This is a genomic window from Streptomyces sp. NPDC059355 (assembly GCF_042752335.1).
Lineage (GTDB): Bacteria > Actinomycetota > Actinomycetes > Streptomycetales > Streptomycetaceae > Streptomyces.
The window spans coordinates 91920-108413 of sequence record NZ_JBHYXN010000024.1 but is presented as its reverse complement, the minus strand read 5'-3'; the positions used below and the strand labels follow the sequence as shown (position 1 = coordinate 108413).

Here is a 16494-nt window from a genome sequence, read left to right as displayed (position 1 = left end):
TGTCAGAGCAGGTGATAAACCGTTCATGATGTTGACGCCACCCGCCCGGCCCGGTGTTTTCAGGGTGCGACGGTCTGCCAGAGCGGCTGGTAGCTGACCCAGGCGGCGAGATCCGAGCCGAAACGCTCCCGCGCGGCGAGGGCGGCGCGGTGGTCGATCGGCGCCGGCTTCCCGGCGGCCCGCGCGATCAGCTGCACCTGCGCCGCGCGCTCCGCCGCGATGAACCACCAGGCCGCCGCGTCCACCGAGTCGCCGACCGTCAGCAGCCCCCGGTTGCGCAGGACGAGCGCCTTGTACGCGCCCAGGGCGCGGGCGATCCGCACGGTGTCCTGCGGCCCGGCGAACCCGTCCAGGAGCGCGTGGTCCTCGTAGAAGGCGCAGGCCTCCTCGCTGATCGGGGCGAGCAGCTCGCCGAGCGCGGCCAGCGCCCTGCCGTACGGGGCGTGCGCGTGCACCACCGCCACCGCGTCGGGGCGGGCCCGGTGCACGGCCGCGTGCACGGCGAGGGCCAGCTCGTTGACCCGGCGCGCGCCCCGGCGCACACACCCGTCCCCGTCGACGAGCAGCAGGTCGTCGGCGCCGAGTGCGGACAGGGCCTGCCCGAACGGGTTCACCCAGTGGCAGTCCGCGAACTCCGGGTCCCGCACCGTGATGTGCCCGGCGACCCCGTCCTCGTACCCGAGGCGGCCGAACAGCCGCAGCGCCCCGGCGAGCCGCTCCTTGCGGTACGCGCGCTCCTCGGCCGGGTCGGTGTGGACGGGCGGCAGCGCGAACCGCAGCCGGTCCACCGGTACGGGCGCGGGCGCGGGCTGATCCGGCATGACCCCTCCTTCGGCTCGCCGCGCAAGGTACCGGCGGCCGCGCCAAGTGGCCATACACGCGGCGAAGCCGCCGCTCCCCGGGGGAACGGCGGCTTCGGCCACATGCGTGCGAAGGGTGGGGACTACTCCCACTCGATGGTGCCCGGGGGCTTGCTCGTGCAGTCGAGGACGACGCGGTTCACGTCCGGCACCTCGTTGGTGATGCGGGTGGAGATCCGCGCGAGCACCTCGTACGGCATGCGCGTCCAGTCCGCGGTCATCGCGTCCTCGGACGAGACGGGGCGCAGCACGATCGGGTGGCCGTAGGTGCGGCCGTCGCCCTGGACGCCGACGCTGCGGACGTCCGCGAGCAGGACGACCGGGCACTGCCAGATCTCGCGGTCCAGGCCGGCCGCGGTCAGCTCGTGGCGGGCGATGGCGTCGGCCTCGCGGAGCAGGTCCAGGCGCTCCTTGGTGACCTCGCCGACGATGCGGATGCCCAGGCCGGGACCCGGGAAGGGCTGGCGCTGGACGATCTCGTCGGGCAGGCCGAGCTCCTGGCCGACCATCCGGACCTCGTCCTTGAACAGCTGGCGCAGCGGCTCGACGAGCTCGAACTCGATGTCGTCGGGCAGGCCGCCCACGTTGTGGTGGGACTTGATGTTCGCGGTACCGGTGCCGCCGCCGGACTCGACGACGTCCGGGTACAGGGTGCCCTGGACCAGGAAGGCGACCGCGGGGCCGTCCTCCTGGAGGATCTCCAGCTGGGCCTGCTCGAAGACGCGGATGAACTCGCGGCCGATGATCTTCCGCTTGGTCTCCGGGTCGGAGACGCCGGCGAGCGCGTTCAGGAAGCGCTCCTGCGCGTCGACGACCTTCAGCCGCGCGCCGGTGGCTGCGACGAAGTCCTTCTCGACCTGCTCGGTCTCACCCTTGCGCATCAGACCGTGGTCGACGTAGACGCAGGTCAGCTGCGAGCCGATGGCCTTCTGGACGAGGGCCGCGGCGACCGCGGAGTCCACGCCGCCGGAGAGGCCGCAGATGGCGCGCTTGTCGCCGACCTGCTCGCGGATGGCCGCGACCTGCTCCTCGACGATGTTGCCGGTGGTCCAGGTGGGCTCCAGGCCGGCGCCGCGGTAGAGGAAGTGCTCCAGGACCTGCTGGCCGTGCGTGGAGTGCATCACCTCGGGGTGGTACTGCACGCCGTACAGCTTCTTCTCGTCGTTCTCGAAGGCCGCGACCGGGACGACGTTCGTCGACGCGGTGACGCTGAAGCCCTCGGGGGCGGCGGAGCAGGCATCGCCGTGGGACATCCACACCGACTGGTTCTCGGGGGTGCCCTCGAAGAGGGTGGAGCCGGCCTTGGAGACGGCGAGCGGCGTACGGCCGTACTCGCGGGCGCCGGTGTTGTCGACGGTGCCGCCGAGGGTGGTCGCCATCAGCTGGAAGCCGTAGCACATGCCGAAGACGGGGACCCCGGCACCGAAGAGCGCCTCGGCGTCGTCCAGGCGCGGGGCACCCTCCTCGTACACGGAGGACGGGCCGCCGGAGAGGATGATCGCCTTCGGGTCCTTGGCGAGCATCTCGGCCACCGGCATCGTGCTGGGGACGATCTCGCTGTAGACCCGTGCCTCGCGGACGCGGCGGGCGATGAGCTGGGCGTACTGGGCGCCGAAGTCGACGACGAGAACCGTGTCCGGGGCGCTGTCGTGGGCGGCGGAGGGTGCTTCTGGCACGGGGCGGCCTTCCGGCGGAAGAGGGTGGCTGTTCTGTCGATTCTACCGGTGGCGCCGGCTGCCACTTTGTCGCACCATCCGAGGCCCACGTCACGCGGGCGGCGGACGGGGCGTCTCACGATCCGGGCCGGGTTGGTCCGGATCGGGCCGGGGGGCCATAATCCGGTTCATGCGCAAGCAGCTGAGCTTCCTCTTTACCTATGGCACCGGCCGGTCCGGTCGCCATGGGTCCGTGTGATGCTCGCTTGAGCCGCTGACTTCCCAGAGCGCCCCGGTCCGACAGGACCGGGGCGCTCTGGCGTTTCCGCTCCTGCCGGTACGAACCACAGGAGTAAGAACATGACCGTGACCACCACCCCCGCGCAGCTGATCGCCGAGTCCCGCGAGCGGATCGACGCCATCGACGACCGGATCATCGGACTGATCCAGGAGCGGATGGCCGTCTCGACCGTCATCCAGGAGGCCCGGATCTCCTCGGGCGGCCGCCGGGTGCACCTCTCGCGCGAGATGGAGGTGCTCGGGCACTGGAGCGACGCCCTCGGCAAGCCGGGGACCACCCTCGCGATGACCCTGCTGGAGCTGTGCCGCGGCCGGGTCTGAGGACCGTGCCGGGCCTTACGCCTGTTCGTCACTCGTCCGGACCGTGACCGGCCCCGGCGCCCTTCGTTGGTGTGGATGGCCGCGTCAGCCAGGCGCGGGACCGCAGCACCACGCGTGGCTCTTCAGGAGCGATGAGACGTACGGCCCTTCGGGAGGTACGTCGTGGGACCTCGCTCCTTCGCGTGACCGGACGGCAGGGGACAGCAGCCCGGTCACCCCAAAAAAACGGCCGGCCCGGGGGACGCCCCGGACCGGCCGTTCCGTGTCTTCACCCCTCTACGCGGCCACGCGCTTACGCGTGCCCGCCGGAGCGGCGGCGCACCCCCACGTACAGCGCACCGCCGACTGCCACCGCACCCAGCGCGCCCAGCGCGATCGGGCCGACGGAGCTGCCGGTCGAGGCCAGGTTGCCGCCCGTACCGCCGGCGGCGGACACGGACGTGCTCGGCGAGGCCGACGCCGAAGCCGAGGCGGAGGCCGACGGGGACGGCGACGCGGAGGCCGAGCCGGACGGGCTCGGGCTCGTACCGCCCTTGACCTCGACCGCGAACACGGCCTTGGCGTTGGCCGCGACCGGGTCGAAGGAGAGCGGCTTGGTGCCGCCCGCGACCGGCTCGCCGACGGTGACCGAGCCCTTGGCGTCCGCCACGGCCTTCTCGATCTTCATCGTGAACCGGCCGGTGTACGCACCGGGGGCGTCCGCGAACAGCCCTCCGTCGCAGAAGTAGCGCGGCGCGCCCAGCTGGTCCGTACGGTCACTGCCGTCGGCGTTGACCGCGCGGCAGTTCGGGGGCACGCTCGTGACCTGCACGCCGGCCGGCACGACGATGTCGGTACGGGCCACGCTCTGGCCCGAGCGCAGGTGGCTGATCACGGCCGGGCCCTTGTTGCGGAAGCCGAGCTCGGCCGCGACCGTGTCGCCCACCTTGCCCGAGGGCGAGGCGGCGACCGCCTCGAAGTCGGCCCGGGCGCCCGTGGCGGTGAACTCGAAGCTGCGCTCGTTGTCGGCGGGGTTGAGGTCGGTGTCCTCGGCGCGCCGGGCGCTCCGCGGGTCCACGTTGGAGTCCGTGACCGGCACCGCGGCCGAGGCCTTGACGAGCTTCAGCGTCTTGCCGGTGGCCGGCTTGCCGTCGTTCGCGTCCTTGCCCGGCGCCGGGTCGGGGACGACCCCGTACCGCAGCCGGTCCTGGTAGGCGCGCTCGGTGGTCTTGAGGTGCAGCGGGGAGTCGGGGGCGAGCTGGTAGGACTCGCCCGGCAGGAACTCGCCCTCGACGCGGCAGACCGTGGTGGCGCCCATGCCGCCGTGGTCCTCACGCCGGCAGTTGTCGTACGCCTCCGCCGGCTCCACGCCTGCCGAGGCGTCCAGCTCCAGCGCGACCGACCGGGCGGGCAGCGTGCCCCGGTTCGCGAAGGCCAGCGGGAGGTCCTGCTGCTCGCCGGCCGTCACCTCGGACTTGAGCCTCAGCTCACCCAGGTGCAGGTCGGGGCCGCCGACGGTCAGCTTGGTGGTGACCGGCGTGACGCTCGCGCCCGCCACCTGGCCCTTGACCGCGATCTCGCCGCTCGTGCCGCTCTTGCTGCCCTTGGCGGCGGAGACCAGCAGGTCGAAGGTGTTGGCGTTCCCGGCGCCCCCGACCGACAGGCCCTGCTGCTTGCAGACGATCGCGGTGGCGCTCGTCGTGCAGTTCGGCCGGGGCTTGGCCGGGTCGAGCCGGACCGACGCCGCCCCGGCGTCCTTGGTCAGGTCGACGGTGACGGTGAACTCGCCCGGGAAGCTGTTCCCGGGGCCCACGTAGGCCAGCTCGTAGCGAAGGCTGCGCTCCTTCGGTGCGCCCGAGTCCGGGTACGGCTGGAGCACCAGGGCGGAGGGGCCGCCGAGGGGGAAGACCGGTTCCGCGGCGAGCGCGGGGGCGGCCGCGCCGAGGCTCAGCGCCGCCAAGCCCGTAGCGGCCAAAAGGGAGATGCGCTTGTCCATGAAGATCGAGACCGCCGAGTACGGGTCTCGGTTGCCCCCTCCGGAGGGTGACGGGCATCACATGCAACCATCCGGACTGATCACCTGTCACTTATGTACGCGGCGGCGGGTTCTGCGCTCGGAGGGGGAGCGCAGAACCCGCCGCCGCGACACGTGCCGGGCGGACCCGCGGGGCGGCCGTCAGGCCTTCTTCGGAACCTCCGGTACCGGCAGCAGCAACGGCAGCCGCAGCGCGCCGAAGGCCTCCTTCGGGACCGCCGGACGGGCCGGTTCCACCGCCGCCAGGCGGGTGTAGGCCGCGCCCTGCTCCGGCCGCGGGTCCCGATCGCCCTTGTTCGGCCAGTACGACATCGCCCGCTCCGCCTGCGCCGTGATCGTCAGCGACGGATTGACCCCGAGGTTCGCGGAGACCGCCGAGCCGTCCACCACCGAGATGCCCGGGTGCCCGTACAGCCGGTGGTACGGGTCCACCACGCCCTCCTCCGCGGAGGCGCCGATCGGACACCCGCCGAGGAAGTGCGCGGTCAGCGGGGTGCCCATCAGCTCCCCGATGTTGCTGCCGGGGAAGCCGTTGATCTCCTCGGCCAGCAGGGTGGCGGCCTCGGTGGCCTCCTTGATCTGGACCGGGTTCGGGGCGCCGTGCCCCTGGCGGGCGGTGAGCAGCCCCTTGCCGAGGCCACCGGGCTTGCGGTACGTCGTCAGCGAGTTGTCCAGCGACTGCATGACGAGCCCGATGATCGTCCGCTCCGACCAGCGCCGGTTGGAGAGCGAGCGCGCGAGCTGGACCGGGTGCCTGGCCGTCCGGGCGAACCAGGCCCGCACCCGGTGCCTGGAGTACGGCACCTGGAGGACCGTCATGAACCCCATGGCGTTGGAGCCCTTGCCGTAGCGGACGGGCTCGATGTGGGTGTCGGCGTCGGGGTGCACGGACGAGGTGATCGCGACGCCCCGGGTGAAGTCGGCCCGCTGCCCACTGCCGGGGCCGTGCCCGTGGCGCCTGCGGTAGCGGCGGTCGTCGGTCTGCGCGCCGACCAGCCCCTCGGAGTTGGTCCGGGTCAGCTCGCCGAGCCGGGCCGAGAGGCGCGGGAGCAGCCCGTTGTCCTTCATGGTGTGCAGCAGGGTCTGGGTGCCGTACGTGCCCGCCGCGACGACCACGTACCGGGCGCGCAGCTCCTTGGAGGCGCCCCGGCGGCGGGCGTCGGTGGGGACGGTGCGGATGCGGTACCCGCCGTCGCGGTGCTCGGCGAGCGCGGTGACGGTGGTCATCGGGTGGATGACGGCTCCGGCGCGCTCGGCGAGGTGGAGGTAGTTCTCGTTCAGGGTGTTCTTCGCGCCGTGCCGGCAGCCGGTCATGCACTCGCCGCACTCGGTGCAGGCCTTGCGGGCGGGGCCGACGCCTCCGAAGTAGGGGTCGGGGACCTCCTCGCCGGGGCGGGCCGTGAGGACGCCCCCGGCCTCGGCGTCCGCGCCGTCGCCGAAGAAGACGCCGACCGGGGCCATGTGGAAGGAGTCCCCGACACCCATCTTCTCGGCGGCGGCCTTCAGGTGGACGTCGGAGGGGGTCATCGTCGGGTTGAGGCGTACGCCCAGCATCCGCTTGGCCTGGTCGTAGTACGGGGCGAGTTCCTCGCGCCAGTCGGTGATGGACGCCCACTGCCGGTCCTCGAAGAAGGCGGTGGGCGGCACGTACAGGGTGTTGGCGTAGTTGAGCGAGCCGCCGCCCACCCCGGCGCCCGCGAGCACCATCACGTTGCCGAGCAGGTGGATCCGCTGGATCCCGTACAGCCCGAGGGCCGGGGCCCACAGGTAGTTCCGCAGGTCCCAGCTGTTGCGGGGCAGGCTCTCGCGGGTGAACCGGCGTCCCGCCTCCAGGACGCCGACCCGGTACCCCTTCTCGGTCAGCCGCAGCGCCGAGACCGATCCTCCGAAGCCCGATCCGATGACGATGACGTCGTAGTCGTACCCGTACCCGTGCTCGTTCTCGTCGGTGTTGTCCGACACTGCGGTGCCTCCCGGGCGGTGGTGCCTAACGGAATCGGAGCGTCTTCATGACCTTGAGGCTGCGGGTCATGAACGCCGCGTACTTCTCGTCGTCCATGCCCAGCGAGGGCGCCATCGGGAGCAGCCGCTGGTGGGCGACGGTCTGGGCCTCGGTGTACTTGAGGATGCCCTCGGAGCCGTGCCGGCGGCCGAGGCCGGAGTCCTTCATGCCGCCCATGGGCGCCTGGGCGCTGCCGTAGGCGGGGGCGTAGCCCTCGTTGATGTTGACGGTGCCGGTGCGCAGGCGGGCGGCGACGGCGTGGCCGCGGCGGGCGTCCTTGGTCCAGACGCTGGAGTTGAGCCCGTACGCGGTGGAGTTCGCCTGCGCGATCGCCTCGTCCTCGTCGGTGAACCGGTAGATCGAGACGACCGGGCCGAAGGTCTCCTCGCCGCAGACCGCCATCGGCGCCTCGACCCCGTCCAGGATGGTGGGCTCGTAGAAGAGCGGGCCGATGTCGGGGCGGGCGGTGCCGCCCGCGACCAGGGCGGCGCCCTTGGCGACGGCCTCGTCGACGTGCCGCTGCACGGTCTCCAGCTGGCGCTCGCCGACGAGCGAGCCCATGTCGGCGCCGTACGCGAGGGAGGCGCCGAGCCGCATGGCCTTCGTACGGGCGGCGAACCGCTCGACGAACGCGTCGGCGATCGAGGCGTGGACGTACAGCCGCTCGATGGAGATGCACAGCTGGCCGGCGGAGGAGAAGCAGGCGCGGACGGCGCCCGCGGCGGCCTTCTCGATGTCGGCGTCGGCGAGGACGAGCATGGCGTTCTTGCCGCCGAGTTCGAGGGTGACGCCGACCAGGCGGGCGGCCGCGCCCTGGGCGACCTCGCGGCCGGTGCGGGTGGAGCCGGTGAAGGAGACGTAGTCGGCGTGCCGGACCACCTCGGGGCCGACGACGGGTCCGTCACCGAGGACGATCTGGAAGACCTCGGCGGGCAGTCCGGCCTCGATCAGCAGGTCGCGGGCCCACAGGGCGGTGAGCGCGGTCTCGGTGTCGGGCTTCATGACGACGGCGTTGCCGGAGACGAAGGCGGGCAGCGCGTCGCCGACGGAGAGTTCGAGGGGGTAGTTCCAGGGGGCGATCTGGCCGACGACCCCGCGCGGCTGGCGCAGCTCGGTGACCTTGGTGAGGGTGGGGATGGCGCCCGTGTGGCCCTTGGGGCGCAGGTACGAGGGGGCCTTGCGGCCGTAGTGACGGGCGGCGACGGCGACCGCCTGGACCTCCTCGTGGGCGTGCAGACGGGCCTTGCCGGTCTCCAGCTGGATGAGGTCGAGCACCTCGGCCTGGCGGGCCAGGACCAGGTCGTGGAAGCGGAGCAGTACGGCGGCCCGCTTGCGTACGGGGACGGCGGCCCAGGCACCCTGGGCGGCGCGGGCCCGGTCGAAGGCCTCGGCGACGTCCTCGGGGGTGGCCTCGGGGAGGTCCGCCAGCTTCGCCCCGGTGAAGGGGCTGTGGTTGGCGGTCCGGCCGGAGCCGATCACTCCGCGGGTGAGCCGGGTGACCAGGTCGGGGGTCACCACGTCGGCCGCGGTGCGGGCACCGGCCGGGGCGGGGGCGACCGGGTTGGTGGGCTGCGGTGCGCTGCGGAGGGGGGCCGGGGCCTGCGAGTCCGTCATGGCGGTGAGCGTATTCCGCCCGGGGGGCTTTGGGTACCCGTCGGTAACCGGATTTTGCCATTTCTGCCAGCGATCGCTGGCAGGGTGCCGGAATCAGGGCTTCGCGGCGGGCGGCTTCCAGCCGCTCAGCACGACGTCGAACTGCTGCTCGGTCGTGGCCCAGTCGGCGACCGGGCTCGACATGTAGACCGCGTACTCCGTGCCGTCCGGGGCGACGTACATCTGCTCCTTCGCCCGGCGCGGACCCGGGTGGGTCTGCTTCTCCGTGTAGGTGAAGTCCCAGAGTGCGGCCCGGGTGCTGTCCCGGAAGGTGTTCTGGTTCAGCCGCACCTTCTTGTAGTCCGTCCGCTTCGCCACCTGCTTCTCCAGGTCGAGCAGGTGCGCGTACGGGTCCTGGTAGTCCGGGGTGGGGTCGGAGGCGATGCGGATGAAGTGCTTCCCGTCGTCGGGGGTGTAGTCGATCTGGTCGCCGTTCGCCTTGCGCGTCCAGCCTTCCGGGACGAACAGCGTGAAGCCGGCCAAGGGGTCGACGACCTTGGTGTACCCGGCGGGCGGGGCGGCATCGGCGACCCCGTCCTGCCGGTCGGGGGCGCTCGCGTTCTTGTCGGAGCCGCCGCCCCCCGCGTCGTCCCCGGTGATCTTCAGGACGCCGAAGACGGCGCCGCCGCCGACCAGCGCCGCCACGAGGGCGATGGCTGCGGCCCGCTTGATCCACCCGCCGCCCGGGGCCGCGGGTGCGGGGCCGGAGCCGGGCTGTTCGGGCAGGGCGGCGGTGCGGACCTGGTCGGGGGCCGGGGCGGGCGCCGCCTGCGGCTCCGTCTCCTCGGTGTCGGAGGCGTCGGCGAGTTCCTCCGGGGTCACCGCGCGCGTGGGCACGTACGCCTGCGCCGCCTTCGGCTGGCGGCCCTCCATGGCCTCGATCAGCATCCGCTCGGTCTCCTGCGCCGAGGGCCGCTCGTCGGGGTCCTTGCGCAGCAGGGCGGTGATGACCGGGCCCAGCGCGCCCGACTGGCGCAGCGCCGGCGGCTCGTCGTTGACGACGGCCTGGAGGCTGGAGATGGGCGAGGTGCGGCGGAAGGGCGAGCGCGCCTCGACCGCCGTGTACAGGGTCGCGCCGAGCGACCACAGGTCGGATGCGGTGCCGGGCGTTCCGCCGGTGACCCGCTCCGGGGCCAGGTAGTCGATGGAGCCGACGATCTCGCCGGTCCGCGTGATGGAGGAGTCGCCCTCGATCGCGGCGATCCCGAAGTCCGTGAGCAGGACCCGGCCGTCCTTGGCGAGCAGCACGTTGCCGGGCTTGACGTCCCGGTGCAGGACGCCGACCGCGTGTGCGGCGCGCAGCGCGCCCAGTACGTGGAGGCCGATCCGGGCCGCCTCGGGGGGCTCGATCCGCCCGGCCGCCTTGGCCGCGTCCGCGAGGGAGGGCCCGTCGATGTACTCCATGACGATCCACGGCCGGTCGTCGTGTTCCAGTACGTCGTGGACGACCACGACCGCCGGGTGCTGGATCCGGGCCGCGGCCCGGGCCTCCTTCTGGGTCCGGGCGTGCAGCACCTCCCGGTCGGCCTGGGCCACGTACAGACCCGCCGTCAGTTCCTTGACGGCGACGGTCCTGTGCAGCAGCTCGTCATGCGCGCGCCACACTTTGCCCATGCCGCCGCTGCCGATGGGCTCCACGAGCCGGTACCGGCCAGCGAGCACCGCGCCCGCACCTGTCTGCTGTTCCACGAAACCCCGCCACTCTGTGCACTTCGGGCCAGATTACGGAGCGCCCGGGGCTCCTGGAACCGTGAAGGCGCGGTTCCGGCAGCACTGTGACGCAATCGCCGTACTGAGTCACCGTCAGTCGGCCTCAACCGCCCGGTTTGTAACTCCCCGTGGCCTTCTCGAAGACCTCGGTGACCTTGCCTTCGCCGTCCTGCGGACCGGTCACCATGACGACGTGGTAGCTGCCGCCGAGCGCCACGACGAAATTCCGGGCAACGACGTTGCGGCCGGTGCCGTCGATCCACGTGTACCGGCCGGTGACGCGCAGCTGGTCGCCGACCTTGGTGGTCTTGACGTCGCCGCCGCTGGCCCAGGTGGAGGACCGGTACGGGGCCAGCTCCGGCTCCTTGTCCTTCTGGTACGTCGCCGGGTCGGGATTGCCGTCGACCTTGTCGCGGCCGGGGACGACGGTCAGGACGTACGGGCCGTCGGTGTACCGGACCTGCCCCGCCTCGTTCATCCCGCGCCGCTCCCAGCCGTTGGGAACGGCGATCTCGAAGTGCTCCGGGTCCTGCTGGGTGGTGTAGCCGGGGGGAGCGGAGGCGGGGGCGGCGGGGCTCTGGCTGGGCGAGGGCTTCGGCGACGCGGGGGCCGAAGGCGCCCGGGACGGGTCCTGCGTGGGGGACTTGGCGACGGCGGCCGGCTGCCGCCCGGACTCCTCGGGCAGGAAGAGGAGGGCGTAGGCGACCGCTCCGGCGAGCAGGACGAGGACGCCGAGGAGCAGGCTCCGCCCGAAGGCGCGGGGCTTGCGGGCGGCGGCGGGATTGCGGTGGCGGCCGTGCAGGTCGCCGCGCCGGCGCACGACGGGCAGCCGCGCGGGATCCGGCTCCGGCGCCGGGAGCGCGGTCGAGCCGCCGTCCGGCTCGGGGGCGGACCGTACGAGCGAGCGCAGCCAGCCGCGGAGCTCCTCGAAGTCGGGGCGCTCGGTGGGGTCCTGGCGCAGCAGCGACTCCACGACGGGGCGCAGCGGGCCGCACTCCTCGGCGAAGGCCGGGGGCTCGGCGCAGACCATGTCGACGAGCTCGGTGACGCTGTCCTCGGGGTACGGGGCGTGCCCCTGGACGGCGCGGTACAGCAGCGCGCCGAGCCCCCAGAGGTCGGTGGCGGGCCCTACGGGCGCGGCCAGCTGCCAGGGCCCGGTGACGGACCCGGCCTGCTCGGGAGCCCACCGCTCGGTGACGGCCCCGACGACGGCCATCCGGGTCAACCGGGCCCGCTCGGCCCCCAGTCCCCGAAGCCCGCCCTCGCCCCATCCCCCGCCCGGCGCCCCGGGCCGCGGGCCCCCCTCCGGCACGGGGTTCGCGGACCGGAGCCGGGCATCCGGCTGCCCGGGGATCCCGTACGGAGCCGGCCCCGCGGAGCCCTGCGGCCCGGCCGGGGCGGGAGGCGCGTACGGGGCGGGAGGCGCGAGCGGGGCGGCTTCCGGGCCTTCGGCGCCCTGGCCCCCACCCGGGCCGAGGCCCGCCCGGGCATCCGGCCGCCCGGGGAGTTCGTACGGGGCCGCGCCAGGCCCCTCGGCCCCGTGCCGCCTCGGGAGCGGGTACGCGGCCGTGTCCGGGGCGCCGGACCCGGACGGCAGGTACGAGGCCATGTTCGGGCTCTCGGCCCCGGTGCCGTGCGGCGGGGTCCGGCCGTCGAGGAGGGACGGGGCCGGGGCTTCGGCCCGCGGGGAGCGGGGGCCGCCGGGCCCACCGTGCTCGCCCGTGTGGAGGTGGGCGGCCGGGTCCGGGGCCTCGGCCTGGCGGTAGCCCTCGGGCAGGGCCAGTTGCGCGGGCAGCGCGGGACGGCCCGGCGCCGGGCCGGGCCGCGGCTCCGGCTCGGTCCTCGGCTCCGGCTCGGTCCTCGGCTCCGGCTCGGGCCCCGGGTCCGGCTCGGGCCGCGGCTCCCGGTTCGGCTCCCGCTCCGACCGCTCGGCGGGCGGAAGTGCGGCCTGCCGGCGCGGCGTGGCCCCGTGCCACGGCGCACTCGTACCGCTCTCCGGACCCCCGTACGGGTACGAGTACCCCTGCGGGAGGTTCGACCCCTGCGGCCTCGGCTCCGGCTCGGAGCCGCCCTTGCGCTGCTCGGTGACCCGCGCGGCGGCGGCCTGCGCCCCCGCCCGGTACGCGGCGATGGCCCCGGCGCGGGCGGCGGCCTTGAGGTCGGGCCGCTCCCCCGTCGCGCCGGGGCTGATGTGGTCGGAGTACCGCGGGCCGGTGTCGTACCCGGGCGCCACGAGCGGCGCGTAACCGCCCCCGCCCGGAACGCCGTCCACCCCGTCGGCCGCCGCCTCGCCCCGTACGGCCAACCCGGCGCCGGGCGCCGCGTCCCGCGACGCCGCGGGCGGCGCGACCCGCCCCGGGGCACCGCCCGAGGCGGCCGTATCCGGGAGCGCGGGCGGCACGCTCCGCCCCTGCGCCCCGCCGGGGTTCGGCTCCGCTCCGGGCGCCCCGGCCGGGTCCGGGCCGGCACCGGAACTCCGGCCCGTGGCCCAGCCCTTGACCGGCGGCGGGGTGTCCCAGGCCCCGGCACGGGGCTGCGCGGACTCCGCGGGGACCGGGTCGTAGCCGCACAGGGCGTCCTCCGCGGCGCCCGCCGCCAGGCCCGTCAGAACGACCCGGCCGTCATCGCATATCAACACGGTCCGGACCGTGATGTTCCGGTGCGTCCAGCCGTGCGCGTGCAGCACCCGCAGGGCGGTCAGTACGTCCGCCGCCACCTCCGCCGCCCGGTACGGGCTCAGCGGTTCCTCGGCGATGAGTGCGGCCAGCGGGCGCGCCGGCACCAACTCGCTCACTATCCACAGCGACCCGCCCTCGGCGAACACGTCGAAGACCTGGTCCAGCCGGGGATGGTCCGGTACGGACGCGGCCGCCTGCGCGGCGGCGATCGCCCGGCGCACGGCCGGGAGTTCTCCCATGGCGGCCGCCGCCGGAGGCCTCGGCGTCTCCCCGTCCAGCAGCTCGGCGTCCACGATCTCCGGTAACGGCACCTGCCGTACCAGGACTTCCTGTCCGCTGCGCGTGTCGAAGGCGCGGGTCTCGACCAGTTCGTACTCGTGCGACGGCGGCAGCGGCAGACGGTAGCGGTCGGCCAGGATCCGGCCCGCGTAGTCCTCCACTTCGCCTCCCCCGAGTGCCGGGGCGCACGTCCCCCATGGCCCCACTGCCACGATACGTCGCGCGGGCCGCCCGCGTCCCGGGGCTGGAAAGGCTCGTCACCCGTCAGTGCGAGGGCCGTCGTCCCGGTGGACCCGTCGGCGCGTCGCCCGCCGGCCCGGCGTGGCGGTTCAGCCCAGGGGCTGGAAGGTCTGGAACGCCGTGTTGCGCATCGTGGTGCACTCCGGGCCGTCCCACTGGTCGGCCGGGCAGCTGATCATGATGGCGTAGCCGTGCTTCGCGTCCACCTTGAAGCCGCGGTTGAGCACGCGGACCTTCATGCCCTTCTGCTCCCGCTCGAACTCCCAGTCCGCGACGGTCGGGTAGCCGTTGTACTCCGTCGTGTCGATCCGGATCGTGCGGTAGTTGGTGCTGGAGCTCGCCGTTCCGGCGACCGCCTCGGCCCATGCGGCGCGGGCGTCGTTGCCGGGGCTGGCGGTGTAGTCGACCTGGATGCGCGGGAAGCCGCCGTCGCGGCTGTATATCGCGCCGGAGTTCTCGCCGGCTATGCCCGTCACCTTGAAGCCCGACGGCATCGCCATCGAGAAGTGGAACCCCGGGTCCGTCACCTTCGTGTAGCCGTCGGGGAGCGCTGCTCCGGAACCGCCCGGAGCGGAGCCCTGGCCCTGGCTCTGGCCTTGTCCCTGGCTCTGCCCCTGCGCCTGGCCCTGCTGCCCGCCCGGGGACTGGCCCTGGCTCGGCTCGCCACTGGCACTGCCGGTGCCACCCTTGCCCGACGTGGCGTTGGTCGCGCCGGTCTTCGCGGACGGGGTGGGGTTCGGGCTGCCGGAGACCGTCGTACCCGGACCGCCCTTGCCCTCTTCCTTCTTCTTGTCCGCCGCGTCGTCACCGCTGAACGCGTACGCGATGAGCGAACCGATCACGGCGAGCGCGACGACCACACCCGCTATCGCGAGAGCGATCGTACGGCGGGACATGACGTCGGTCAGCGGCGCCGGGACCGGCGAGGGCCTGCCCGACACCGGCGCGGCGGCCGGGGACTCGGCCGCCGAGGCCGCCGTGGTCGCCGCCGCGGCGGCCGCCGCCTTGCGGGTCGCCTTCAGCGCGGCGCGGGCCCTTTCGCGCTGCTCGCGCTCCAGCCGCTCGCGCTCCTTCTTCTCCGCCTTCTCGGCGGCCCGTTCGGCCGCCTTCTCGGCGGTGGCCTTCGCCACGGCCTCCTTGGCGTCGGCCAGGGAGATCTGCCGGGTCTCCTCGACGGCCGGGGCGAGCACCGGGGCGGCCACCGGCTCCGGCGCGTTGACGACGGCGGTGAGCATCGCCCGCGCACGGTCTTCGTCGAGGCGGTGGGCCGGGTCCTTGGCCAGCAGGCCGTAGATGACCTCGGTCAGCGGACCGGCGTTCTTGGGCGGTTCCACCGGCTCGGTCATCACGGCGGTGAGGGTGGCGAGCGCGGAGCCCTTGTCGTACGGGGGCACGCCTTCGACGGCGGCGTACAGCAGGCCGCCGAGGGACCACATGTCGGCGGGCGGGCCCGGCTTCTGGCCGCGGGCGCGCTCGGGGGAGATGTAGGAGGGGGCGCCGACGAGCATGCCGGTCGAGGTGACGGAGGGGTCGCCCTCGACCTGGGCGATGCCGAAGTCGGTGAGGACGACGCGGCCGGTGCGGGCGATGAGCACGTTGGACGGCTTGACGTCCCGGTGCAGGATGCCCTGGCCGTGCGCGGCGCGCAGGACATCGAGGACGGCGAGGCCGACCTCGGCGGCGCGGTGGGGGGTCAGCGGGCCGTTCTCACGGATGAACTCGGCCAGCGAGGGGCCCTCGATGAGCTCCATGACGATCCACGGGCGGCCGTCCTCGTCGACGACGTCGAAGACGGTGACGGCGCCGCCGCTGCGGATGCGGGCGATGGCCTTGGCCTCGCGCAGGGTGCGGGTGATGAGGCGGCGCTTCTCGTCCTCGTCGACGCCGGTGCTGAAGCGCAGTTCCTTGACGGCGACGGTCCGGCCGAGGGTCTCGTCCTCGGCGCGCCAGACGGTGCCCATGCCGCCCTTGCCGAGCACTTCGCGCAGCCGGTAGCGCCTCGCGAGCAGGCGCCCCTCGTCCTGCCCGCCTTCGGCGGCCTTGGCGGCGGCGGCCTTGACGGCAGCGGCGACGGCGTCGGCCTTCTCGACGACGGGGTTGCCCGCGGGGGCCCTCTTCTCGTCCGCCGCCTCGGCGGACTTGCCGAGGTCCGGCTTCGCCGCGGCCGGGCGGGCGGGCTCCGTGTCCTGCGACGCGGCGGCTCTGCCCGCACCCGCCGCCGACTCCGCGACGCCGCCGACGGTCTTGGCCGGGTCGGCCTTGCCCATGTCGGCCTTGGCCGTGGCCGGCTCCTTGGCCTTCGGCTCCGCCGACACGGCAGCCGCCGCGGCGGACTTGCTCAGATCGGCCTTCGCCGCGGGCGGGCCGGCCGGCTTCGCGTCCGCCGGCGCACCGTCACCGGCGGCGCCCGGGTCGGACCCGCCTCCGTCGGCGGCACCCGCCGCAGGCTCGGCGTCCTCGATCGCCGCCGCGCCCGCGCCCGGTTCGGGCTTCGCGTCGTCAGGCTCCGCCGCGGGCGGGGCGGCAGGCTTCGCAGTGCCCGGCTTCACCGCCGACGGAACAGCCGACTCCGCCACAGGCGTGGCGGCAGGCTTCGCCGCTCGCGCAGCCTCCTGCTTCGCCGCAGGCGACTCGGCGGGCGACTCGGTGTGCTCCGGCTTCGACATGCGTCCCCTCTGCGATCGTGCCGCCTGCTGCCCCCGGGATCCCCGGTGGCCCGCTCCGGGAGAACCCGTGCGGTAACCCGCCCCGGCAGAACCTTCATTGTTCCTCACTCCGCAAC

8 protein-coding genes and 1 pseudogene are annotated in these 16494 nt (G+C 74.0%); 1 reads left to right on the top strand and 8 read right to left on the bottom strand.

Going from position 1 to position 16494, the window contains the following annotated elements; genetic code table 11:
* Positions 1-59: 59 nt before the first annotated feature.
* Both ACFXGI_RS23030 and guaA read right to left on the bottom strand, forming a co-directional pair.
* Positions 60-821 carry a class II aldolase/adducin family protein gene (locus ACFXGI_RS23030; protein WP_384709661.1) on the bottom strand — a complete coding sequence of 254 codons (762 nt, stop codon included), beginning with the start codon at positions 819-821 and terminating at the stop codon, positions 60-62.
* A 122-nt stretch (positions 822-943) separates the two neighbouring features.
* Positions 944-2536, bottom strand: a complete 1593-nt coding sequence (gene guaA, locus ACFXGI_RS23025) for a glutamine-hydrolyzing GMP synthase (protein ID WP_384709658.1) — start codon at positions 2534-2536, stop codon at positions 944-946.
* A gap of 303 nt (positions 2537-2839) precedes the next feature.
* Between guaA and ACFXGI_RS23020 the strand changes: the two are divergent.
* Positions 2840-3136: pseudogene (locus tag ACFXGI_RS23020) on the top strand (chorismate mutase); the annotation flags it as partial.
* Positions 3137-3428: 292 nt separating this feature from the next.
* Here ACFXGI_RS23020 and ACFXGI_RS23015 read toward each other — a convergent pair.
* From ACFXGI_RS23015 to ACFXGI_RS22990, 6 genes are all read right to left on the bottom strand, one after another.
* Positions 3429-5111: a peptidase gene (locus ACFXGI_RS23015; protein WP_384709655.1), complete on the bottom strand. Its 1683-nt coding sequence runs from the start codon at positions 5109-5111 to the stop codon at positions 3429-3431.
* 180 nt (positions 5112-5291) lie between these two features.
* On the bottom strand, positions 5292-7112 hold the full coding sequence (locus ACFXGI_RS23010) for a GMC oxidoreductase (protein WP_384709652.1): 1821 nt from the start codon (positions 7110-7112) through the stop codon (positions 5292-5294).
* A 25-nt stretch (positions 7113-7137) separates the two neighbouring features.
* Entirely contained in the window at positions 7138-8766 is a 1629-nt protein-coding gene (locus tag ACFXGI_RS23005; RefSeq protein ID WP_384709649.1) for a succinic semialdehyde dehydrogenase, read from the bottom strand.
* A 93-nt stretch (positions 8767-8859) separates the two neighbouring features.
* A complete protein-coding gene (locus tag ACFXGI_RS23000; protein ID WP_384709646.1) occupies positions 8860-10494 on the bottom strand; it encodes a serine/threonine-protein kinase in 1635 nt (544 codons plus the stop codon).
* Positions 10495-10618: 124 nt separating this feature from the next.
* Positions 10619-13633 (bottom strand): serine/threonine protein kinase, encoded by a 3015-nt coding sequence (locus ACFXGI_RS22995; RefSeq protein ID WP_384709643.1) that lies wholly within the window; start codon positions 13631-13633, stop codon positions 10619-10621.
* Positions 13634-13801: 168 nt separating this feature from the next.
* A complete protein-coding gene (locus ACFXGI_RS22990; protein WP_384709640.1) occupies positions 13802-16378 on the bottom strand; it encodes a serine/threonine-protein kinase in 2577 nt (858 codons plus the stop codon).
* Positions 16379-16494: the final 116 nt, after the last annotated feature.

What these genes read in the sequence shown, in the direction of transcription:
- ACFXGI_RS23030 (WP_384709661.1), bottom strand. Translation starts at nt 821, where the DNA reads ATGCCGGATCAGCCCGCGCCCGCGCCCGTACCGGTGGACCGGCTGCGG.
- ACFXGI_RS23015 (WP_384709655.1), bottom strand. Translation starts at nt 5,111, where the DNA reads ATGGACAAGCGCATCTCCCTTTTGGCCGCTACGGGCTTGGCGGCGCTG.
- ACFXGI_RS23005 (WP_384709649.1), bottom strand. Translation starts at nt 8,766, where the DNA reads ATGACGGACTCGCAGGCCCCGGCCCCCCTCCGCAGCGCACCGCAGCCC.
- ACFXGI_RS22990 (WP_384709640.1), bottom strand. Translation starts at nt 16,378, where the DNA reads ATGTCGAAGCCGGAGCACACCGAGTCGCCCGCCGAGTCGCCTGCGGCG.